The sequence below is a fragment of the Paraburkholderia sp. BR10923 genome, assembly GCF_040948765.1.
Classification (GTDB): domain Bacteria; phylum Pseudomonadota; class Gammaproteobacteria; order Burkholderiales; family Burkholderiaceae; genus Paraburkholderia; species Paraburkholderia youngii.
The window spans coordinates 95025-115554 of record NZ_JBFPKO010000025.1; the positions used below are offsets into that span (position 1 = coordinate 95025).

The 20530-nt window shown below is 63.2% G+C and carries 13 protein-coding genes; 2 read left to right on the plus strand and 11 right to left on the minus strand.

The features are described from left to right. Positions 1-34: 34 nt before the first annotated feature. The 5 genes from AB3X94_RS33340 to AB3X94_RS33360 form a co-directional block, all read right to left on the minus strand. The gene (locus tag AB3X94_RS33340; RefSeq protein WP_368613736.1) at positions 35-1747 is read right to left on the minus strand and encodes a GspE/PulE family protein; all 1713 of its coding nucleotides are present in this window, start codon (positions 1745-1747) and stop codon (positions 35-37) included. A gap of 20 nt (positions 1748-1767) precedes the next feature. Further along, positions 1768-2967, minus strand: coding sequence for a type II secretion system F family protein (locus tag AB3X94_RS33345; protein WP_368613737.1), 1200 nt, complete (start codon positions 2965-2967; stop codon positions 1768-1770). Positions 2968-2993: 26 nt separating this feature from the next. Beyond that, positions 2994-3443, minus strand: a complete 450-nt coding sequence (gene gspG, locus AB3X94_RS33350) for a type II secretion system major pseudopilin GspG (protein ID WP_176110581.1) — start codon at positions 3441-3443, stop codon at positions 2994-2996. Positions 3444-3612: 169 nt separating this feature from the next. Next, a complete protein-coding gene (locus AB3X94_RS33355) occupies positions 3613-4302 on the minus strand; it encodes a response regulator (protein WP_368613738.1) in 690 nt (229 codons plus the stop codon). Positions 4303-4330: 28 nt separating this feature from the next. Next, positions 4331-5053, minus strand: coding sequence for an SCO family protein (locus AB3X94_RS33360; RefSeq protein ID WP_176108493.1), 723 nt, complete (start codon positions 5051-5053; stop codon positions 4331-4333). 284 nt (positions 5054-5337) lie between these two features. Here AB3X94_RS33360 and AB3X94_RS33365 point away from each other — a divergent pair, with 284 nt between their 5' ends. Beyond that, positions 5338-6489 (plus strand): histidine kinase, encoded by a 1152-nt coding sequence (locus AB3X94_RS33365; RefSeq protein WP_368613739.1) that lies wholly within the window; start codon positions 5338-5340, stop codon positions 6487-6489. 33 nt (positions 6490-6522) lie between these two features. Here AB3X94_RS33365 and AB3X94_RS33370 read toward each other — a convergent pair whose 3' ends face one another. Further along, complete coding sequence (locus AB3X94_RS33370; RefSeq protein ID WP_176108491.1) at positions 6523-7311, minus strand: response regulator transcription factor; 789 nt, start codon at positions 7309-7311, stop codon at positions 6523-6525. 651 nt (positions 7312-7962) lie between these two features. Here AB3X94_RS33370 and AB3X94_RS33375 point away from each other — a divergent pair. After that, on the plus strand, positions 7963-8508 hold the full coding sequence (locus tag AB3X94_RS33375; RefSeq protein WP_312883582.1) for a lytic transglycosylase domain-containing protein: 546 nt from the start codon (positions 7963-7965) through the stop codon (positions 8506-8508). A gap of 39 nt (positions 8509-8547) precedes the next feature. On the opposite strand, the gene AB3X94_RS33380 is transcribed toward AB3X94_RS33375, so the two are convergent. From AB3X94_RS33380 to AB3X94_RS33400, 5 genes are read right to left on the minus strand one after another with little or no spacing between them, the layout of a single operon-like run. Further along, on the minus strand, positions 8548-10182 hold the full coding sequence (locus AB3X94_RS33380) for a cytochrome c (RefSeq protein ID WP_368613740.1): 1635 nt from the start codon (positions 10180-10182) through the stop codon (positions 8548-8550). 2 nt (positions 10183-10184) lie between these two features. Beyond that, a complete protein-coding gene (locus tag AB3X94_RS33385) occupies positions 10185-11027 on the minus strand; it encodes a hypothetical protein (protein ID WP_368613741.1) in 843 nt (280 codons plus the stop codon). Between the two features lie 26 nt (positions 11028-11053). Continuing rightward, the gene (locus tag AB3X94_RS33390; RefSeq protein WP_368613742.1) at positions 11054-11836 is read right to left on the minus strand and encodes an outer membrane lipoprotein-sorting protein; all 783 of its coding nucleotides are present in this window, start codon (positions 11834-11836) and stop codon (positions 11054-11056) included. Between the two features lie 38 nt (positions 11837-11874). Next, complete coding sequence (locus AB3X94_RS33395; protein ID WP_176119755.1) at positions 11875-12378, minus strand: hypothetical protein; 504 nt, start codon at positions 12376-12378, stop codon at positions 11875-11877. Continuing rightward, positions 12375-20519: an Ig-like domain-containing protein gene (locus AB3X94_RS33400; protein ID WP_368613743.1), complete on the minus strand. Its 8145-nt coding sequence runs from the start codon at positions 20517-20519 to the stop codon at positions 12375-12377. The genes AB3X94_RS33395 and AB3X94_RS33400 overlap by 4 nt, the downstream gene beginning before the upstream one ends. Positions 20520-20530: the final 11 nt, after the last annotated feature.

Sequence of the window (20530 nt, forward strand, 5' to 3'; positions counted from 1 at the left end):
CAGTTCGCGTGTACCGACGCCGATGGCGAGCGGACTATTCAACCATGGTGACACGGTTGATCTCCTCGAGTGTGGTTTCGCCCTGCTTCACGAGCGAGAGCGCGGCCGTGCGCATGGTCTGCATCCCATAGCGCAGTGCGGCTGCCTTGATGTGCCCAAGTGGCGCGCGCTCCGATAACAATTGCCGCAACTCGTCGTTCATGCGCAGCGTTTCCGCGACCGCGCGGCGCCCGCGATAGCCGCTGCCACGGCAAGCCGCGCAACCGGCGCCGTGGCGAAAGCGGTAGCTGCCCACGTTGTCCGGATCGATGCCGGAACGGGCCAAGGTGTCTCGATCGACCGTGTCGTCCACCACGCAGTCGGCACAGCACTGGCGCAACAGCCGCTGCGCAATCACGCCATTCAGGGCCGACACGAAGCTGTACGGATCGACGTCCATGTTCGTGAAGCGGCCTATCACGTCGAACACGTTGTTCGCGTGCACCGTCGTGAACACCTGGTGTCCGGTCAACGCCGCCTGCACGGCGATTTGCGCGGTTTCAGGATCGCGGATTTCACCGACCATGATCTTGTCCGGATCGTGCCGCAGGATCGATCGCAGTCCGCGGGCGAACGTCAGTCCCTTCGCTTCATTCACCGGTATCTGCAGGATGTCCCCCAGTTGATATTCGACTGGGTCCTCGATCGTGACGATCTTCTCCAGGCCGTCGTTGATCTCGGTGAGAATCGCGTACAACGTCGTCGTTTTGCCGCTGCCCGTCGGCCCCGTCACCAGCAGCATTCCGTAGGGCATGGACGCCACCGAGCGCATGAACCGCGTATCGTCGCTACGAAATCCCAGTGTTTCGAGTGTCAATCCGCCCGGCGCCTGCGAAAGCTGATAACGGTCGAGAATGCGCAGGACCGCATCTTCGCCGAACTGGTTCGGCATGATCGACACGCGAAAGTCGATTTCGCGGCCGGCGTACACCGCCTTGAAGCGACCGTCCTGCGGCACGCGGCGCTCCGCGATGTCGAGTTCGGAGATGACCTTCACGCGCGACAGCACCTGGTCCGCGACATCGCGTCCCTCGACACGGCCGACCACGGTCAGCACGCCATCCACCCGGCACTTGATCTTCAGCCCGTTTGCACGGCATTCGAGATGGATGTCGCTCGCCATCATCTTCAACGCGTCGTAGATGGTGGAGTTGAGCAGACGCACCACGGCGCTGTCGTCGCTGCTGATGCCCTGCAACGTCAGCGCGAGCGAAGCGGGATCGGCGGTGTGCTGCACCTCATCGTCGAGGGCGAGCGAATCCATGGCGCGCACGTCTTTTTCGCGCATGGCGAGCCACGCGGTGAGGTCGCCGACGCTCGCCAGCGCCCAGCTATACCGCGAAGTGGGCCGCGCACGCATCCGGTGCTCCATCACGCCGCGCGTGCGGGCGTCGAGCGGATCGGCGATCACGAACAGCAGCGCGCCGTTCTGATCCGGCTCGCGAAAGCACACGCACAGCCGGGTGGTGGCTTCGACGAACGGCAGTACCTCGAAATCCGCTTCCAGCCGGTTCAATTCCTGCATGCCGATCGACTTCATGCGGAACTGCCCGGCGAGCCGAACCACCATTTCGTCGGCGCTTAGCGACGCCTGCGCCATCAACTCTTCCAGTGCGCGAATGCCCGAGCCGTGCCTGTCGCTGAGCGCGCGCAGCGCGTCACGCAATTCAACGCCCTGAGATTGTGGTGCCTCGCTGATCGTATCCATGCGTTTCCCCTCGACACGGCCTACTGGATGCTCGACGCAATCTCAAAGATCGGCATGTACATCAACACGACAATCCCTCCGATCACCACGCCGATGAAAATCATCATCGCCGGCTCGATCAGTCGCGAAATCAGATCGATCGTGCGCGACACTTGCGCTTCCTGGAATGCGGCGATTCTGTCGAGAACAGGACCCAAGCCACCGGTCTTCTCAGCGACGGTCAGCAAGCGATAGGTAATCGCGTTGGCGAGACCCGCTTGCTGGAACGCGTCGGAGATCCTCGCGCCATTGCGTACCTGCTGCATGGCACTTTCCACGGCCGTCTGATCGGCCCGGCTCACCAGTCCACTGGCGAGTGTGAAGGCGCGCGTGGCGGGAATGCCGCCTTCGACCAGCATCGCTGTAGTGCGAAAAAACTGCGACTGCCGAAACACCCGGAAGTGCAGACCAATACCCGGCAATGCGAGCAGGCGATCCGCGATCCAGTTGCGCGCCGCGACCCGGCGCAGCGCGACGCCGACCGTCACCGCCACCACGGCGAGGCCCACAGTGATGGCCATTCCGTGGGCATGCACGATGCCGCCCCAGGCCATCAGTAATTGTGAGAGCAGCGGCAGCTCGCGTCCGCTATGCTCGAGCAGGGTCGCAAAGCGCGGCACGACGAAACCCAGCAGAAACAGCACGACGGCCGCGCCTACGAGCAGTAGCACGGATGGATAGATCGCGGCCGACACCACGCGGCCGCGCAGTTCGTGAAGCAGCGCACTGTTGCGTGAATAGCGCGTCAGACTGTCGGCAAGACCGCCGGTCTGTTCACTCGCTTTCACGCACGCCACGAGGATAGGGGGAAACACGCGGCTTGCATGCTCGAGCGCCGCGGACAGCGAGTGCCCTTCTTCGAGCTGCCGCAGCAGATCGCCATAGACCTCCGCCGACGCCTCGCGGCGCTCATTGCCGCGTAGCGTGCGCAATGCGTCGATCACGCCGACGCCGGCATCGAGCAATGCCGCGAGTTCGCGCGCGAACAGCTCGACGTTGAATTTCGCGCCCGGCATCGCGCTCCAGCCAGACCGGCGCTGACCTCGCGCTTGCGCGCGTACCGACACCACGCGCAATCCCCTTGCGCGCGCGAGCGCTATCGCGGCTGCGGACGAATCGCAGTCGACGCGAAGCGTCTGCACTGAACCGCTGGTATCGAAGCCGCGCAGCAGGTACTTCACGTCGATTCTCCTCGCTGAGAGCCGCACTACCAGGACGTGACGTTCGTGTTCTCACCGGTGCCGCCCACCTTGCCGTCCTTACCGAGCGAGTACAGGTCGTAGTCGCCATGCTCGCCGGGCGAGCGGTAATGGTAGGGGCGACCCCACGGATCCGGCGGCACCGCTTTCTGCAGATACGGGCCACTCCAGTTCGTTGCGTCCTGAGGTTTGGTCATCAGCGCCTGAAGGCCTTCCTCGGTCGTCGGATAGACGCCCATGTCGAGCCTGTATTGATCGAGCGCCTTGCTCAACGAGTCGATCTGGGCCCGCGCGATCTTGGTGTTCGACTTGCCAACCTGTTCGAAATAGCGCGGCGCGACCAGCCCCGCGAGCAAGCCGATGATGACCATGACCACGAGCAGTTCGAGCAGCGTGAAACCGCCGTTGCGCCGGCGTGCATCGCCAATGCGTAGAGGGAGCGTCACGCTGCTGCGCATGGCGGCCCTGATCGGGAAAGATTCGTTGCGCACGGTGCCCCCTTTCTGTCGACCCACCGGCCCGATGACACCAGAGCCGTTTTGCCCATTCTTGTTCAGGTGGACACCGGCAAGAAGTAGGGAGACCAGACCAAAGGGATGGGTAAAGACCCTCCAGTTCCCGCGTCGTTCACAGGAAGCGATCGAGCGCGCGTGCCGGTTTCGACAACGGCAGCACACCCATGTCGAGCGCGATCAGCACGAGGCCGGTGACGTTCGTCACGTCGAGCTTGCGCATCAGGCTCGCGCGGTGCTTTTCGATGGTCTTCGGGCTGAGTTGCAGATACTCGCCGACCTGCCGATTGGTGCAGCCTTCCGCGACAAGCCTCAGCACCGCGCGTTCGCGAGCGGTCAAGGTGTGCCATAGCTGCGCATGGCGCGAAACGCCTGGCAGCGGATCGCACGATACGCCGTTCCCGGCATGCTGTTCGAACGCGGGGTTGCGTTTGCCCTCCATCACGAGGCGCATTTCGCCGACGAGTTCTTCGAACGAGGCGTCCTTGATCACGTAGCCATCGGCGCCCGCCGCGAACGCCTCCTGCACGTGCTCGTCGCTGCTGTGGATCGTCAGCGCGATGATCCGCACCTGCGGTATCCGATACTTGATCACGGCAATGGCCTCGATGCCGCTCATGCCAGGCATCGAGAGATCCATCAGGATCAGATCGGGCCGGATGGCCCAGGCGAGACTGCACGCGTTGATACCGTCGGTCGCCTCGCCCGCGACGGTGTAGTCAGGCAGGGAGGACACCATCGTACGGAGACCGCCGCGCAACAGATGCTGATCCTCGGCGATCAGTACGTGATAAGTCGTCGCCACTTTGCTCGCTCCCGGCGGCCCCCCATGACTAGTTCGAGGCGACGACGTCGTGGTAAGCACTCAGCAGTTCGGCCGGCGTTGCGAGACCGTCCAGACGCAGCCACGGCTTGCCGGGTGCCGCGCGGAAAAAGACCACGGCGGTGTGATTCATCTTGTCGCCACGATAGACGTTGAACGCGCGTTGAGCCGCGATACTAGCCTCGACGGTGCCGGTGTAGTGCTGCCACTCGGGGCCGGCATCGAAGCGGGCGGCGTAGGCCTTCAGGCGGGCTGTCGTGTCCTCTTCGGGATCGATCGAGATCGACACGAGATGAACCTTGTCACGGTCGGCGCCGAGCCTCGCTTGCAATTCCTCGAAGGTTTGACTGACCATTGGGCATATCGTCGTGCAACTCGTGTAGATGAACGTCAGGATGACCGGACGGCCGTCGTTCAGCTCGTCGAGGAGCGAAACAGCTTTGCCGTCGTCGCGAACCAGCGTCACCGCGGGCAGTGTGTATTGCACACTCGAGCGCACTGTGCCCGTGGTCATGTCATGGTGATGATGCATTTGCATCGCGGTGTCGTGGGCCATCTCATGGGCCATCTTCCCGGCAGGCGCCGGCTGCATGTCCGTCGCCTGATGATGTTGCACCTCGATCGCGGCGCCATCGGCGACGTCTTCGGCAGTCGCGGCCACGGCGCCGACGCCTGTCAGCCCTGCGCCGGTCAGCACGAGCGCGCCGATCATCCATGTGCGGTTCGTCTTCATCGGGGTCTCCTGAGACAATGGGACGGCAATGGCGCGATGCAAGAAGCACAGCGACGCACCCGGCCGTTCAATTCAGTCTCATGAAATCGCCCGCGCACGTCATTGGATAAAGTCCCCCAAAGCGCGGTAGGGTACGTCTACCAGCGGTAACATCCACCCCGCATAAAGCGGAGTGTCCCCCGCGTGACGTGCGTAGTTGTCCCGTTGGCAGAGCGACGTGCGCGGACCTACAATTCATAACCAATGCTTAAGGTTTCCTTAAGCAAACTCGCTGGGGAGATCCCATGCAGGCACCTCCGCCCGCTGCACGGCAACTGAGGTTGCGCGACCTTGTCGATGCGATGCGCAAGCTTGGGATCGCGGCGCGACTCGACGAAACGCGACTGGACAACGTCACTGACGCGCGCGGCGCCGCGCTTGCGATCCTGTCGGCGCATGGCGCGTTCCTGTCGGTGAACCGCAGCGCCGCAGCGTTGCTCGGATACGCGAACGGCGAACTCGTCGGCCGCTCGCTGCTGGACATGGCGCCCGAGGGCGAACGCGCATCGCTCGCCGCCCAGCTATCGGTCGATCCCGCTCACGAGTTTGCTCCGATCACCACGATGCTGACCTTGCGCAATGGCCGTCCCACCTTGCTGTTACTGCACCGCCAACCGATCGCGTCCGACGAGGCGCAGCAGAAACCGCCCGATGGGCAAGCCGCGCAACTGATGCTCTTCGAGGAACCCCTTGCAGCCGATGCCTCGCTTGCGCCTGGCGTCCATCTCCCCAAAGCGGCGGCCCGCGATCGGCTGAAGTATCTGATGATCGGTCAGCAACGCGAGCGTCAACGCCTCGCCGCCGAACTGCACGACGGTCTAGGCCAGGCGCTCACGCTGATCAAGCTGATGGTCGAGGACTCGCGCATGCGCCTGCGTCGCGGACAAGCCGAAGACGCCGCGCAAAAGCTCGACGCCACCGTCCTGCAAGTGCGCGAGGCGATCGGCGAGATGCGACAGATTTGCGGCGAACTTCGTCCGCTAGCACTCGACCGGCTGGGTCTCGCCGTCGCGTTGAGCACGCTGTGCCGGCGCGTCGAGCGCAGTGCCGAAGGCCTGGCGGTGAACTTCCGCTGCGACGTCGACGACCGCGATGTGCCCGACTACCTGAAGGCGGACATTTTCCGCCTCGCTCAGGAAGCGCTCAATAACATCGTCAAGCACGCAGCGGCAACCGAGATCCGGCTCACCCTGCAACGGATCGACACCGGTCTGCTGCTCACCGTTCAGGACAACGGCACCGGCTACGATACGCGCCCCCTGTCACCTGAAGACATCGGTTCGATGGGCCTCGGCCTCGCCGGCATGCAACACCGTGTCGAATCGCAGGGGGGCTTTCTCTCGATCCACTCTTCCGACGCCATCGGCACACTCGTATCGGCGAGTTGGACGCTTTGACGGACACCGCCGGCTCGCCCACGCGCGCTGCCCTCATCCGGCTGCTGGTCCACTGAGCCTCGACGCTGGCAGTTCCTCGACATCGCCGGGGGCCGCTGGCGGCTCCGGATGCGCAACCGGCGGCTGGACTGGCTTGTCGGAATCGCGTTCCGCGCATTTGGTCGCGAGCGAGGTCAACAGCCCCATGCTGATCGCGACCAGCACGAGTTCCGTCAGATTCTCGATGGCGAGCTTGTGCATCACGCTCGCCCGATACTTCTCGATCGTCTTCGGGCTGAGGTTTAGATATTCTCCGACCTGCCGGTTGGTACGCCCTTCAGCAATCAGCTTCAGCACACTGCGCTCGCGCGCCGTGAGAATGTCCCACGCGTTCTTCGGCGCCACTGCTTCGCGGCCGGTAATGAAAGAGTCGACCATGTAGCCGTACACATCGGCGCTCAGATGCTTTTTTCCCTGCATCACCGCGCGCATCGCAACAATCAGTTCGTCGAACGAAACATCTTTCAGCACATAACCGTCGACGCCCGCACGCAGCGCTTCACGCACGTACTCTTCGTTTTGATGCACGGTGAGCGCCAGGATACGCACGTGAGGCGAACGGCGCTTGATCGCCGCGCTCGCGTCGATGCCGTTCATGCCGCGCATCGACAGATCCATCAGGATCAGATCAGGATTGAGCGCCATGGCGAACTGGCAGGCTTGCTTGCCGTCCGTCGCCTCTCCGACAACAGGAAATTCGCCTTGTGCTGACAGCATCGAGCACAATCCTTTTCGCAGCAGATCATGATCCTCGCTGACCAGGACGCGATATTTGGTATTCACGATCCCCACTCCTCGTTAGAGCATGGACGGTTGATTGATCAACCGTAAGCGCCTGTGGCAGGACGATTTTCTTCTTTCAAATATTTCTTTCTAATTGATTGGATATTTCTTTCTAATAAATTAACCTATCCTTACTTTGACTTAACATATTTTTTTGACCACATCCGATTGCCCGCTCGGCCTTGCTGTGCAAGGTTCGCGCCATCTGGTCCAGGACCTTTTCCAGATTCGGGAAGCACGACGTGACTTTTAGTTTGATTAATTAAATCGGCGAAAAACGTTTCAAAACTGATACGTTCGACGGAAAAACTGATTTTGGTAAAAATGGGAATAAAGTGCGTCCTTCCTGTGTTTCGCGAATGCGAGGCAGTACAAACTACGTCATCCGCCCCTATCGGAACTATTTTCCTTCCTTGAAGCGAATGACGAACAGTAGCCAAACCAGGCGGATCTCACGATTCGTTACAAACGTAACATTTCTGCAAATCAGAAAATACCCTACTCGGCGCACCTCCAAAAGTAGGAGGGTGCCCCATTGCTCAGGTCCTTTTGCGCGACTCACAATGACGACGCGGAGGGATGTCGAACATGCGCAAGCGCTCTTCTTTGCTGTCGGCGAGTACGCTTCGGGCGGTCATGATGACCCTCGGCATGACATCAACTGGGCTCGCGCATGCGGACATCTTTGGCGCGGTCGACAGCCAAGGTGCGATCGTCCTGACCAACACACCGGGCACGGCGGGACTGCGCGTGATCGTCGCGGGAGACCCGCCGCCCGAGCGAAGTGCGAAACGTACAAACAGCACATTCAGCGCCGTGATCGAAGAAGCAAGCCGCACCTTTCGCGTGGCGCCCGAACTGCTGCGCGCGGTGATCGACGTTGAGTCGCGCTACAACCCGAATGCCGTATCGGACAAAGGTGCACAAGGTCTCATGCAGTTGATGCCCGACACCGCGCGGCGCTTTTCGGGCGGCAACATGTTCAATCCGCGCGACAACGTGCTGGCAGGCGCGCGCTATCTACGCTTCCTGCTCGATCTCTTCCAGGACGACATGGAACTTGCGCTGGCCGCGTACAACGCGGGCGAGAACGCCGTGATTCGGGCCGGCTATCGCATCCCTTCGATCCCCGAGACGCGTCAGTACGTGCCGCGCGTGCTGGACCGCTACCGGCGTCTGCTGACGGTCAGCGGCTGATGCGCGCCGGCGGCGCTGTCATGCCGCCCTGCCCGGCTGCTACGGCACGATCCACGCGCTATCGGCAACGACACGCGTGTCCTCGGGTTGCGCAAAGCGAACGAGATAACCGCCCTTCGAGGCAAAGCGCTGACCCGGCGCGAGCGTCAGGCGCGGATAGTAGCCCGTCAGGATCCGATGGTCGAGCATGTCATCGACGCGTTCTACCAGGTAGTCTCTGACGAACGCATCGACCATGTGACTGAGGGTCTCGGCGAGCAGCCCGCACGCGAGATAGGTATCCGCCTGAACGCGCTCGTCGACGACCTGAATATGCCTGATCGCGAACCAGCCGAACGCGTAATCGACACGCACACGTCGTCCCTCGGGCAGGTCGACCGGATAGGCGATACGCGCGGCGTCACGCCACCTTTGCGGCAAGGGTATGCGGTCCAGGCCACCCATCAGTCCCGACACGAAGACCTGAGTCGAAGCGGGCGGCTTGCCCGCGACCGCCGCGATATCAGGTGGCCGCAGCCACAGCACCAGCGCATCTGTTCCACGCGCACCGCGAAGCGCTTCGGCAACGCTATCGCCCGGCGCGAGCCTGTGGCTCGATACGCTCACGCCGTGGTCCTTCAGTGCGCTCGCGAGCGCAAGCGCCGCCGCCTCGCCACTGTCGCCCGCGCGATAAACCTGGCGTACGGTCTTCACCATGCCAGCCGGTGAGCCGCTATTCGCGTCGAGAATACGCTTCGCGATCAGCCCGGCCTCGAGCAGAACGCCCTTCGAGAAATACATCGAGTAAAAGTCCTGGTCGGTCTCGACTGGCACGTCGACGTTGGGAAAGAGGCACGGCACCGCTTCCTGCTCGCAGAAGTCGTGAACGGGCGCCCAGTTCTTGCCGCCGATTCCCGACAACACCGCAAGTACGGGTTGCTGCGTCAGATACGCCTTCAACTGCTCGTGCCAGGTCTCGGGTGGGCCGTGCAGTTCCCACACATGCAACTCCCAGCGTCGGTTGACCATGAACATCATCTTGCGCGAGGTGCGCAGCGGCGGCGTTGCGCCGAGCGGCGAAGCGTTCTTGTCGGCGAAATAGTGTTCCAGCACGTCGAGCATGCCGCGCCGTTTCACCGGATCCGCGTCCGGTGTGATGATCGTCGCGAAGTGCAGCACGGTATCCGTGACGCCCGGCGCCCTGCGCCGGTCGAGCCGCTTCAGATAGCCGATCAACGCCGCCATGTCCGCGTCGTTCAGCGCGAACTGCGGCATCAGATTGCTGAGTGGCTTGCCCTCGGAGTCGACGCCTTCGCGGATCGCACGGGCGATCGTCGCGTCCGTGTACGGCTCGCGATTGGCCCGCATGCCGTCGACGTAGGGTATCTCCAGCTCCTCGGGATTCTGAACCCGCGGGTGGAACAGATACTGCCCGCTGATCGGTGGAATGGTGCTGTTGCCTTCGCGCGCGCCGAGCCCGCTGCGCCGGTGGCAATTCATGCATGCGACGGCGGCGCCTTGCATGCGCACGCCGCCATCGTGGCTCGCTTGAACCGCTTCACCGGAGCCGGCAATGCCGCGCTGGTAGATCGACTCGCCGGCATCGATGGGAGGCGCGCCGCGCGCTTGTTGCACGCCGGCCAGCAGCAGCGCGGCAAGCGCGGCCGCTACCCCAAAGAACCCGGCGCGGCGCATGACTAAGGAACCGGCCGGACCGGCGAGCCGCTCGCCGGCGAGGTATCGGCGCCGATGGTGACGGAAGCGTGCCGCCCCTGCCAAACAGGTTTGGCGAACGTCAATCTGTCGAGGGGCGGATTGAGCGTGACCTTCTCGATCACCAGCCGGTCTTTCCTATCCGTCCCGACCGGGCCGCTTTCGATGACGAACGGAATCCGCACGCCATCCACGTCCCTGAAGTCGCGATACATCACCTCGACGATCGCGGGCTGGCCCGAAGGACCGCGCGCCTCGCGGTCGGACTTCACATCGAGGAAATTCTGCGCGTCGACCCACACGTGGCGCGTCGCACCGGAGGGCAAGCGCAGCGACAGACGATAGGTATCGCGTCCTTCGATCTTGTCGGTGCCTTCGAGTGCGACGTCGATGCCCTTCGCGGCGTGATCGAGCAACGGGCCGTCGATGACCTGCGCGTCGCGCGCGAACTTCACTTCATCGCTCGTATAGGGGCGCACATCCGGACCGGCGCTTCCCGACGGGCGCACTTTCCAGCCTTCCTTGCCGTCGAATACGTGCACGATCATCTGATTGGCCGCCGTGACCTCGAAGCGAGTAAGGTCGGGACGTTTCAACGTGAGCATGAACGGCAGATTCGACGCGGGTGCATTCGGACTGTCCACGTGCCCGACCCACTCCATCGACATGATCTTGCGCCAGGCATCCGCGCCGCCGCGAGCCTCGGCGTTCCTCGCGACGATTTCCTCCGTGCCAAGGCGGTCGTCCGACCTCGCGGCCGGCATTTGCGCCAGCACGAACGCGGCGGCGATCGCCACAAGCACCCACCACCAGGCAATCCGTTTCATGACCTTCTCCAGGTGTGCTGCCGTCGCTAGCGAGCCGGCACCTTGACCATGGCGAGTTGCGGCTTGGCGAACAGCGAATCGTCGGCGGCTTGATTCACCGTCACGTGCTGAATCGTCATCTGATGGGTCTGCTTCACGCCCGCGACTATTGTCTCGAGCGTATGCGGCACGACCAGGCCGTTTTCCGCGTGGTAATCGCGGAAGTAGACGGCGACGTTGTGCATGCGCCCGTCGAGCTTGCGCGGGTCGCCATCCATTTTCAGCTCGAGAAAGTTCGTCGCGTCGATCCACACATGACGCTCGGTGTGATCTTTCGTCGTCAGCAAGAGCCTGTAGGCGCGGTGGCCCTCCACGGTATCCATGCCCTGCACTGCGACCTGGCTGCCCTTGCTCGCGTAGTCGATCAGCGGGCCGTCGAGATCGGCGGTGTTCGCGGCCGATTTCGCCTCGGCAGAGGTATAAGGCTCGGCGTCATTGCGTCCGAGGAACGGCTGGACTTTCCAGCCTTGCGAACCGTCGTAGACCTGATACGCGGTCTGATTGTCGAAACGAAGTTCAAAGCGGCTCTTGTGCGGCCGCTTCATCGTCATCGTGAACGGCAGCTTGACTGGTTTGGTGCCGCCCACGTCGATCTGTCCTGTCATCGTTATCGTGTTGACGGCGTGCCACGCCTTCAGACCGCCGCGCGCAGCGACGTTGCGCTCCACGATCTGCGCCGCGCTCAGGTCGGCCGCCGACGCCGCGGCCGGCATCAGGGCCGCGGCCAGTAAGGCCGCCATCGGAACCGTCGTCGAAAACAACCGCTTCATGGCTCACCCCTCCCTTTGTTCGCGGATCGCTGGCGCGATCATTCGACCACCAGTCCATCGATATGAAACGTGCCGATCAGCACGTTGACGCGATCGCCTGCCCTGATCAGATTGCCTTTGTTGGAGAACACCACCCAGTATTGCTGGCCGACCTCCTGCGGACCGGTCTGCCGAAGCTGGCCGATCGTGTCCATCACCGGCACTTCGAGCAATGCATGACTTCTCTCGCCATACAGATACGGCGTCGAGTTCTTGTCGCCAAGCAACTGCGCGACCGCCGGGTCGGTGACGCGATAGCTGAAGCGCAGCAGATTGCCGGAGGCGGTGCGCCGCACGCTCAGGTTGTCGACGCCATGCATCATTTGATACAGCTGCTGCGCGTGCTGCGGCACTTTCACCGGCATATACGGCGACGCCTTTGGCGAAGTCGCTGCCGCCGCCGGGTTCTGCTGCGCCGCGGCTGCATCCAGCATGGCCGCGGCCAGACAGACACCCGATAGCAGCGATGCTCCGCGCCACGCCGACGACAATGCGTGTTTCATGGCAAGGCTCCCGTCAGGGTACTTTGCACCTGAAGCGCGTCGCTGATGACGTTCAGCAACTGGTCGAGCCCTGCGGGGCCGAACGACAGATTGCTTCCTGTCACCAGCCCGGCGAGACCGGCAAGTCCACCCGTGCGCGGCAACTCGACCGCGCCGATATCGACCCCCCCGTTTTGCGGGCGCGCCGTGCCGAAGAAGTCGTGGTTCGGCGCACCAATCGCCGTGGCTGCGTTGACCGCCGGCGAATTCGACTGGATCGCATAGTTGCCGAGCGGCACGCCGTAGCCGGCGGTGCCCGACGGGATCGTCGCGTTGAACAGCGACAGCGGCCCGTACGACATGTTGATCCAGTTGTTGCCTTCATCCGGCGTGGCCGAGGGCAGCAGGCTGAAGAGCGGATTCGGCAGCACCGTGTCGGCAATCCCCGGCGGCACCGCAAAGCCGTTCCCGCCACCTTCAGGCGGCACACGCGAGCCGTTGCAGTATTGGCTGACCACGGCTGGGTTCGCGCCGCTGTTGTGCGCATTCGGGTAATCGACCGCATCGGTCAGGATCGAATACTGCGGGGCCAGCGTCACCCCCGATTCATGACTCGACGGCTTCACATCGCCATACGCGCCGATGTCCCAATACATCGCATGCGGATCGCAATATCCGGTCTTCTGGCCCTTCTGGTTCAGCGTTGGGTTCAGTGTGACCGTGTTCTGCAGGCCCGGAATGTTCGGATTGAGTCCAGACACGGTGATATAGAACGAGCGGTTTTGCCAGAACACGTTGTTCGTCAACACCGGGTTGGAGAACGTCGTGCAGTTCGGCAGGTTCGCAGGACACTTCACGTTCGGGCTCGTGAACGCAGTGATGAAGTTCGACGTATGCCGCGCGACCTCGAGACCAGACGGTTGGAATACGGACGTCGTGATCGGGCTGCAGGTCGTTTCGGCGCCCACCGTCGTGCAGTTCGGCGGCCCGACGTTCGCCTGCGCAGCCAGCGCCGTGTTGAACAGCACGCCGGCCGACGAGGTCGAATCGTTCGAGATCACCGTGTTATTGACGAAGCTCACCCGCACCGCGTCCTGCAGCGACACGCCGCCACCCGCCCAGCCCGCCACGTTGTTCGCGATGATGTTGTTGATCACGCTAACGGCGTACCACGTGTCGGAGTGTTTCGGATCGCGCTGCACGTCCGTGCCGTTGATGTTCTGCAAGCGCAGACCGCCGCCTTTACCGCTTTCCGCGGTATTGCCGACAATCAGGTTGCCGTCGATCACGAGACCCGGGCCGACGCCGTCGGAAAGCTGCGGCGCACAGTCGATGTCGACCGCCGAGTTTTCACAGAAGGTGCCGTCCGGCGGCACGCCCTGGGCGATGATGCCGCCGCCGTACGTCGGCAACGTCGGGTTGTTGCTCTGGTTGAAGATCACCCAGTTGTGCGAGATGTCGCCGTTGTAGCTGAACCCGAAGTGAGCGATGCCGCCGCCGTCGCCGCTGCTGATATTGCCGCACACAAAGTTGTAGTTGAAGTGATAGTTGTCGGCGCCCGAGCAGAACGTCACGCCGGCCGCGGACGAAGGCGTCGTCGAGTTGATTTCATCGCCATACGACGCGTTCGAGGTCACCGCGTTGTGGTGCACGTTCACGAATGTGTTGTACCCGAACGGCAGCTCCGTGACGCCGTTCGCCGAGATCGTGCCGTCCGGCACTTCGACCTGGCCGACCGTGATGCCGCCCGTGAGCGTACCGGCGTTGCTCGACACGCGGTTGTTCGACACCTCCGTGTAGTGGTTCCAGCCGTGCAGGAAGATCCCGCCGCCGCCTTGCGAACTATTCGTGAAGGTCATGCCGTCCACCCGCGACGGATTGCACAGGAAGTTGCTGGGGTACTGGGCGCAATCCTTTTTACTGCTGGTCAGCGGGGTGCAGATGCCGTTCGCCGTGCAGTTCGCGTCTGCCTGCCCGTTCACGTCGGCCACGCCCTTGGCGAGCACCGTGATGGCGGCGCCTTCGTAGGCACCCATCAGCGTGGGTTCGATCAGCAGTTCACCGAGATTGCCGTTGAGTGTGTTGTCCCAGCCTATCGTCGGTTCCAGCGGAATCGCATCCACTTGCCGTTGCATCGCGCTGCTGCACGAGTACGTGCCGGTCGGGTCGTACGAGTTAGTGGAGCTGATCAGGCCACCGTTGAGCGCCACGCCGAACAGGCAGTCGACCTGCCTGCGCCACGGGTCCATCTTGCCGGACGGGTGGGGATTCGCGTTGACCGTCACGGAGCTCGCGCCGACGCCTTGCAAACGAACCGGCTTCCACATCAACAGCATCTCCTTGTAGACGCCGGGGCCGACGATGATCATGTCGCCCGGGGTTGCTTTGTCGATGGCGGTCTGGATGGCGTTGCTCGTGCCGTTCTCGCCAGCCACATAGGTAGGTGCCTTGCCGCCGATCGTGACAGTGACGGTATCGATCGACTTCTTGCCGTTGCCGGCCGTGATCACCAGTTCACCGCAGCTCGTCGCCGTGGTTACGCCCATCTGCTGGATCGTGCAGCTCGACTGCGTCTTGCTCAGCGTAGGCACCGTCACTGTGATCTGCATGTCGCTCCACGAGGTCACCGTCGCGGCGGCACCGCCGATCGTGACCGTGCCAGTGCCCTGCGCGGCCCCGAAGCCATAGTGACGCGTGACGAACTTCTGGTTGAACGGCGCCTTGGTCTGAGCCGGCCCGCTATAGGCATGGTTGACTACGGTCTGATCGCCGAGCGCTTTTATCGTCAGCGTATGGCCGGCCGCACTGACCCACGGACCTGCCCCACTGCCGCCGATCGTGTCGCCGGTCACCGTCGAGACGGCCGGAGTTCCGTCGGGATACGCGCAGTCAGGCTGGTTGTAGCCGTCCGCGAAGGCCTGGACCGGCACGACCGGGGTATCCATGTACTGCGTCTGGCCGGGCATGAACGGAATCTCGTAGCAGAACTGGCTGTACGCCGGGTTATAGAGCGAGTCGTGGATCGTCTGGCCGGGGTGCGCCGGATCGGGCTTGTCGGGATCGTTCATGCAGGCCACCATCATGTTCGGCGCGTAACCCGTCGGGTTCGGCGGATTCACTTCCCACGTCGAATATTGCAGCCCGTTGAAGATGCCCCACTGATCCGCATACACACGGGACACTTCATTGCCAGCGAAGTCCTTCAGCGAAACCGGTACGTTCGGCACCGCGAACTTTTCACCGAACTGCGGCGAGTACGGGTCGAACTCCGACGAGAAGTCATCCAGCATGAAGCCCGTGAAGTGAGCGGCGACGTGCGTGGAGCTGAATATCCAGAACTTCGCGACCGCCGACATCTGGTTGGTCAGCGTGACTTCCTTGCGGTCGCACAGGTGCCGCGACGCGCCCGCGAACGGTGCGACTTCCTGCGAACCGGGGAACAGGCTGATGAAGTCCGGCACGATCCGCAGCGCACCGACGCACGGCCAGGACGGTTGAATGATGCCCGTGACCTCTTCGTTGCGAGTCGTCATACCGAGATCCGTGGTCGGGTTCTGCGCATTGTTCGCGTTGTAGCTCGAATTCACCGCCGCCTGGTCGGGCAGGATGAAGATGTTGCCGAGACTGCCGAACTGTTGCGTCACCGGCGCGATGTAGTTATCGCCGATCAGGATGTTCTTGTCCTCCTCCTTCACGAGTTCATAACCCGGCGGCACGATGACTTCGACCACGTACTTGCCCGCGGGCAGCATCGTCGTGCCGTCGCCGGACGGATTCGCCACGCAGATCGTGCAGTTCGTGCCGGTCGGCTTGCCGGTGGTCGGGTGGCGGCCCTTCACGCTCGGGAACTGGTACATCCCGTCATACGGCGCGGGCTGCAACTGGTTGAACGCGTGCATGCCGTCATAGCACTTGAATTGCGAACTCGCCGGCAACGCGCGCTGCTGGGGATCGAGCCATTGCTTCGAGTTTTGCAGCGTGAAGAAGAACGGGTCCGTGGTTTCCTGGCCCGGACAGTTCATGTTCGGCACGCCGTCCGAGCGGAAGCCCTGCGCCCAGTCGTCCCAACTGCTGGTCTTCGTCGTATCCACGAGCGCGAGGCTCTGGGTGCCGTCCGCGGCAATGGTCTCCTGATAGAGGTTCACCGTGACGTTCGGCACGTTCGGCGTCCAGCTCGTGTGAACGAGCTGGGCCGGGTCGTCGAACGGTCGTGTCGACGCATAGACCACCTCGCCACGAATGCCGCCGTTTTCGGTCGCGCCGAACGGCGTCTTGCCGAATTCGAGAAACGAGCTCTGACCGGAGAAGCCTTGCCAGCCCATGGTCGTCACCCACGGCGGATCGATCCGTCCCGTCGATGGATTGGTGCCTGAGCGATCGCTGCAGTCCGCGTCGTTGCAATACACCGATCCCGGAAAGCGCAGGTTGGTTGGCAGGTGCGCCGTCGCGGATTCCTTCGTGTTGGCGTAGTGAGCCGCAATGGTCGAGGTCCCGCCGCCGGGCGTGCCATCCGGCGGACCGCCCGCATCGTAGACCGCATGGACGCCGGTCTGCTTGTAGCGCGTCGTATCGGTCTCCGCGATGTACCAGTTGAACAGCGGGAATACTTCGTTGAACGACGCATAGCCGTTCAGGTCGGTGGTATTGAAGTTCGAATAGCTGCCGTCACGGAACCGGATCGTGGTTGGCACGAGCGCGATACCGGGCTTGCTGGCATCCGACACGCCATTGCCAGTGGTATCGAGGTAGGTTCGCGTGTACAGATTGGTGTGCCATTGAAGCACCGACAGCTCGCCGACGTTCGCCGTCTGTCCGCCCTTCACCGCTGCGGCCGTCGCCAGTCCGTCGACGATCTGATCGTTCCACTGATCGAACACCGTGATTCTGTACGTGCCGTCGGGCAAGCCGCTTATGCTGAACGTGCCATCGGCCGCGCACTTGGTGAACGCAACATCCTCGCCGTCCGGATCGCCGACGCTCACATAACACTGCGTGAAACTGAGCGAGTCGCGCGAGCCGGCGCCATAGAGGTTTTCGTTAGGCGGCCGGCTGTAGTGCAGGTTGGTAATCTTGCCTTTGATGCCGTTGTTGCAGGTCACGCCTTTGCAAAGAGCAGGCAGTCGCGCATTGATGATCTTCGGATTTGCAAAGCCGATCGTCACGTGAAAACCCGCCGGCCCGAATTCCTGGAAGTACGCCGGACCGCCGACCTTGATGAACGCATCGTGCGCTTTCTGGCCGTCGAGCGTGTTGGTCTGCAGCCACTCTTCGCCGCGTCCGATGCGGTCGGCCGCGGGGTACGCGGCCACACCGTAGCGCCCCGGCATCAGATTGGCGATGATCGCCTGGCCCACCAGCGGCGACAGCGTCTTGCCGTCGGACTCGAATTTCGGGCAAGTCGGGATCATGCCGACGATGCCGTCATGGGTCGTCTTCGAGATCGGGCAAGCGTCGAGACCGGTGGCCGGGTCCTTCATTCCCGCCAGCGAGTTGGACAGCGGCATGTTGAACATGTCGTAGCTCATCTGCCCGGTCGCGTCGCCCGTGCCGCCCGCGTCGTCGAAGAGCTTGATTTCGAAGCCGCCGAGGCCCGGTTCGCGCGCCGTGCCGAAAGCGTCCGTACCGCCGCTCACGTCTACTTCACCGTTGACCGGCGCGTCGTCTTCAAACACGAACACGGAAATTTTCGCGGTCTGCAACGGGGTCTGTTGCAACAGCACGTTCACCGCCGTTTGCGCCGGTGCGATCGGCGCGCCGCCCATCGCGTGACCACACTTGCCGGTACCGGGCGTGAAGTCCGCGCCGCTCGGGCCGGACGGGCAGTCCTTCGAGATGTCGAATTGCCGTTGCTTGCCGTTCGATCCAGTTACCGGCGCGCCGGAGCCTTGCGCGAACGTGTTGCCCGCGTCGCCCGGCAGGATCGAAATGTAATAGTGCTTCGTTGGATCAAGCGCCACTTGCGACGGATCGACCGGAGTCTGTTGCGCGGCGGTCGTGCGGCATGCTCCGTCGCCGACGTCGCACACGGCCGGCACGTGCGAGTTGGTGGCCGGATCGAACACCGTCTGCCCCGACTCGCACGATATGGTTCCCATGCAGCCCGACGCGATGACCGGCATATAGCTGGTATGGAAACTGGTGCCGAGACTCGGCACAGGCAGCGGCGGGCAGGTACTCGGGCGCCCGGCGCCGTTCACCTGACAGGCGGGGTCGATCTGGAACGTGCGGTCCTCCTCGATAATCCAGCGATAGTCCTTGATCGCAGTGCCGGTCGGCGCGTCCTTCACCGCCACGGCGAGGCCGCTGCCGCCGTTGAACGTCACGGTGACCGTTGCGGCTGCGCTAGCCGTGTTCTGTGAATTGACCGCCTTGTAGTGGAACGTGACCTTGGCCGTCGCGTTGCCCACCGGCGGCGTCGACGGGACGGCGTTGAACGAACCATCGGCGTTCAGCGTGACGGTGCCGCCCGGGTCTGTGCTCGTCAGGACCGCGGTGAGCGGCAGGCCAGACGGGTCCGTGTCGTTGGCGAGCACGCCCGGAGCGCCGATGTGCAGGAGCGAAGCGACATTGCTGGTGTACGTGTCGTTTAGGGCGGTGGGTGCGCCGGACAGGCAATGAGCACTCGCCGTGCATGGCGCCAGCGTCACAGTGGCCGTCAGCGCGGGATTGCCGTTCGCCTGATAGACGAAGCTGTCCGACGTCGTGCCGCTGTTCGGCACATACGTGAAGGTGCCGTTCTGATTCAGCGTGAGCACGCCGCCTTTCGGCGGGGTCTTGACCTGCACGCCGGAGACGCCCACATCGTTGGCGATCACGCCGCGGGCGGGATCCATCACGCTCAACGTGTTGCCGGGCACGAGGAAATACTTGTCCGGGTTGGCTACGGCGCCGGTGTTGGCAGCCGTCGACACCGGCGTTGCGCCACCGTTCACGCTGATATACCCCTGCATGCCGCCATCGCGTTGATTATTGGTGGACAGGCTCAGCTCGCGATCGAACACAGGCAACGCGAGTGCGCCCGTTGCAGGCGCATTCATCAGCACGTCATAGGTTTTGCCGGCAGCGAGGAACACCTCCGACTGAACCCGCTGATTGCCCGGCAAAACGTTGCCGTCTTCCGCCAGCAGCGAGAATCCGGACACCGGCGGATTGCCGGTTTGCGCGCCCACGACGGACGGTACGTGCATGCGCAGCCCGGCATTGACGAAGCGCAGCAGCACGAGCCCCGTCGAGGCCGGCGCGGCAGCCGCAAAGGTCGAACCGGCCGCGTTGTTGCGGTCGAACGCGATGCCGTTGATCAGGTAATAGCGCGGGTCGTAGTTCACCGCCGGCGGATAGCAGGTGCCGTACGTAGACGACGACGGATTGCCGCAACCGCCCGGCTGACCGGACCAGACTCTGGTTTCGCTGAAGCCGGATGTCGTCACCGCCGAGGCCACTGCGGCATTCTGCACCGGGTCGATTTCGCTCAGCACGAGCGGTACGTCCGCGTCATAGCTGACGCCCGGATAGGCCAGCGCGCGCGTGGTGCCGTTGGCCGGCGTTGTGACCACCAGCACGCCATACAGGCCCATGGGCCCCTGAATGGACGGATGCGTGCCCGACTCGATCAGGTAAGTGCCGGGGTTGAGATTGTTCCAGGCAAGGGTGGTCGTCTGGCCATTCGTCACTTCGTTCGCGAACGACTGCACACGCGGCGGCTGGGCGGGCGGCGTGAAACTCGCGCCGCTCGCACTGCTGGCGATCGGCCAGGTGGTCGCGGTTTGCGTCGCATGCACGGGGCTTGTTGTGCTCGTCGCCGTCGTGCCTTGGCCGACACCGAGTTGGCCGACCACGACAAGCGAAGTCGGTATCGAGCCCGGCAGACTGTTCTTGAGATTGATGGTCAGCGGGCCGGGCGGTACCGTGATCAAGACAGGCGACCAGTTCGCGCCCGCGCCAGGATTCGTCGCCGCGCAGGTAGCGGGCGCCGTCGCCGGCGCTGAACAGGTGTATCCCCACATCGGCACGACCTGTCCGTCGGGGAGTGCAACCGTCGAGGCCTGCGCCGTCAGATTGACACTTGTGGCCGAGGCCATGCCGCTCGCCGTGAGCAGGATCGTTGCGGCGACGCCCGCCTTGATCAGACCGAGGAGCGTCCCTTTGAACTGGGTGGATCTCATCGCGTTTCTCC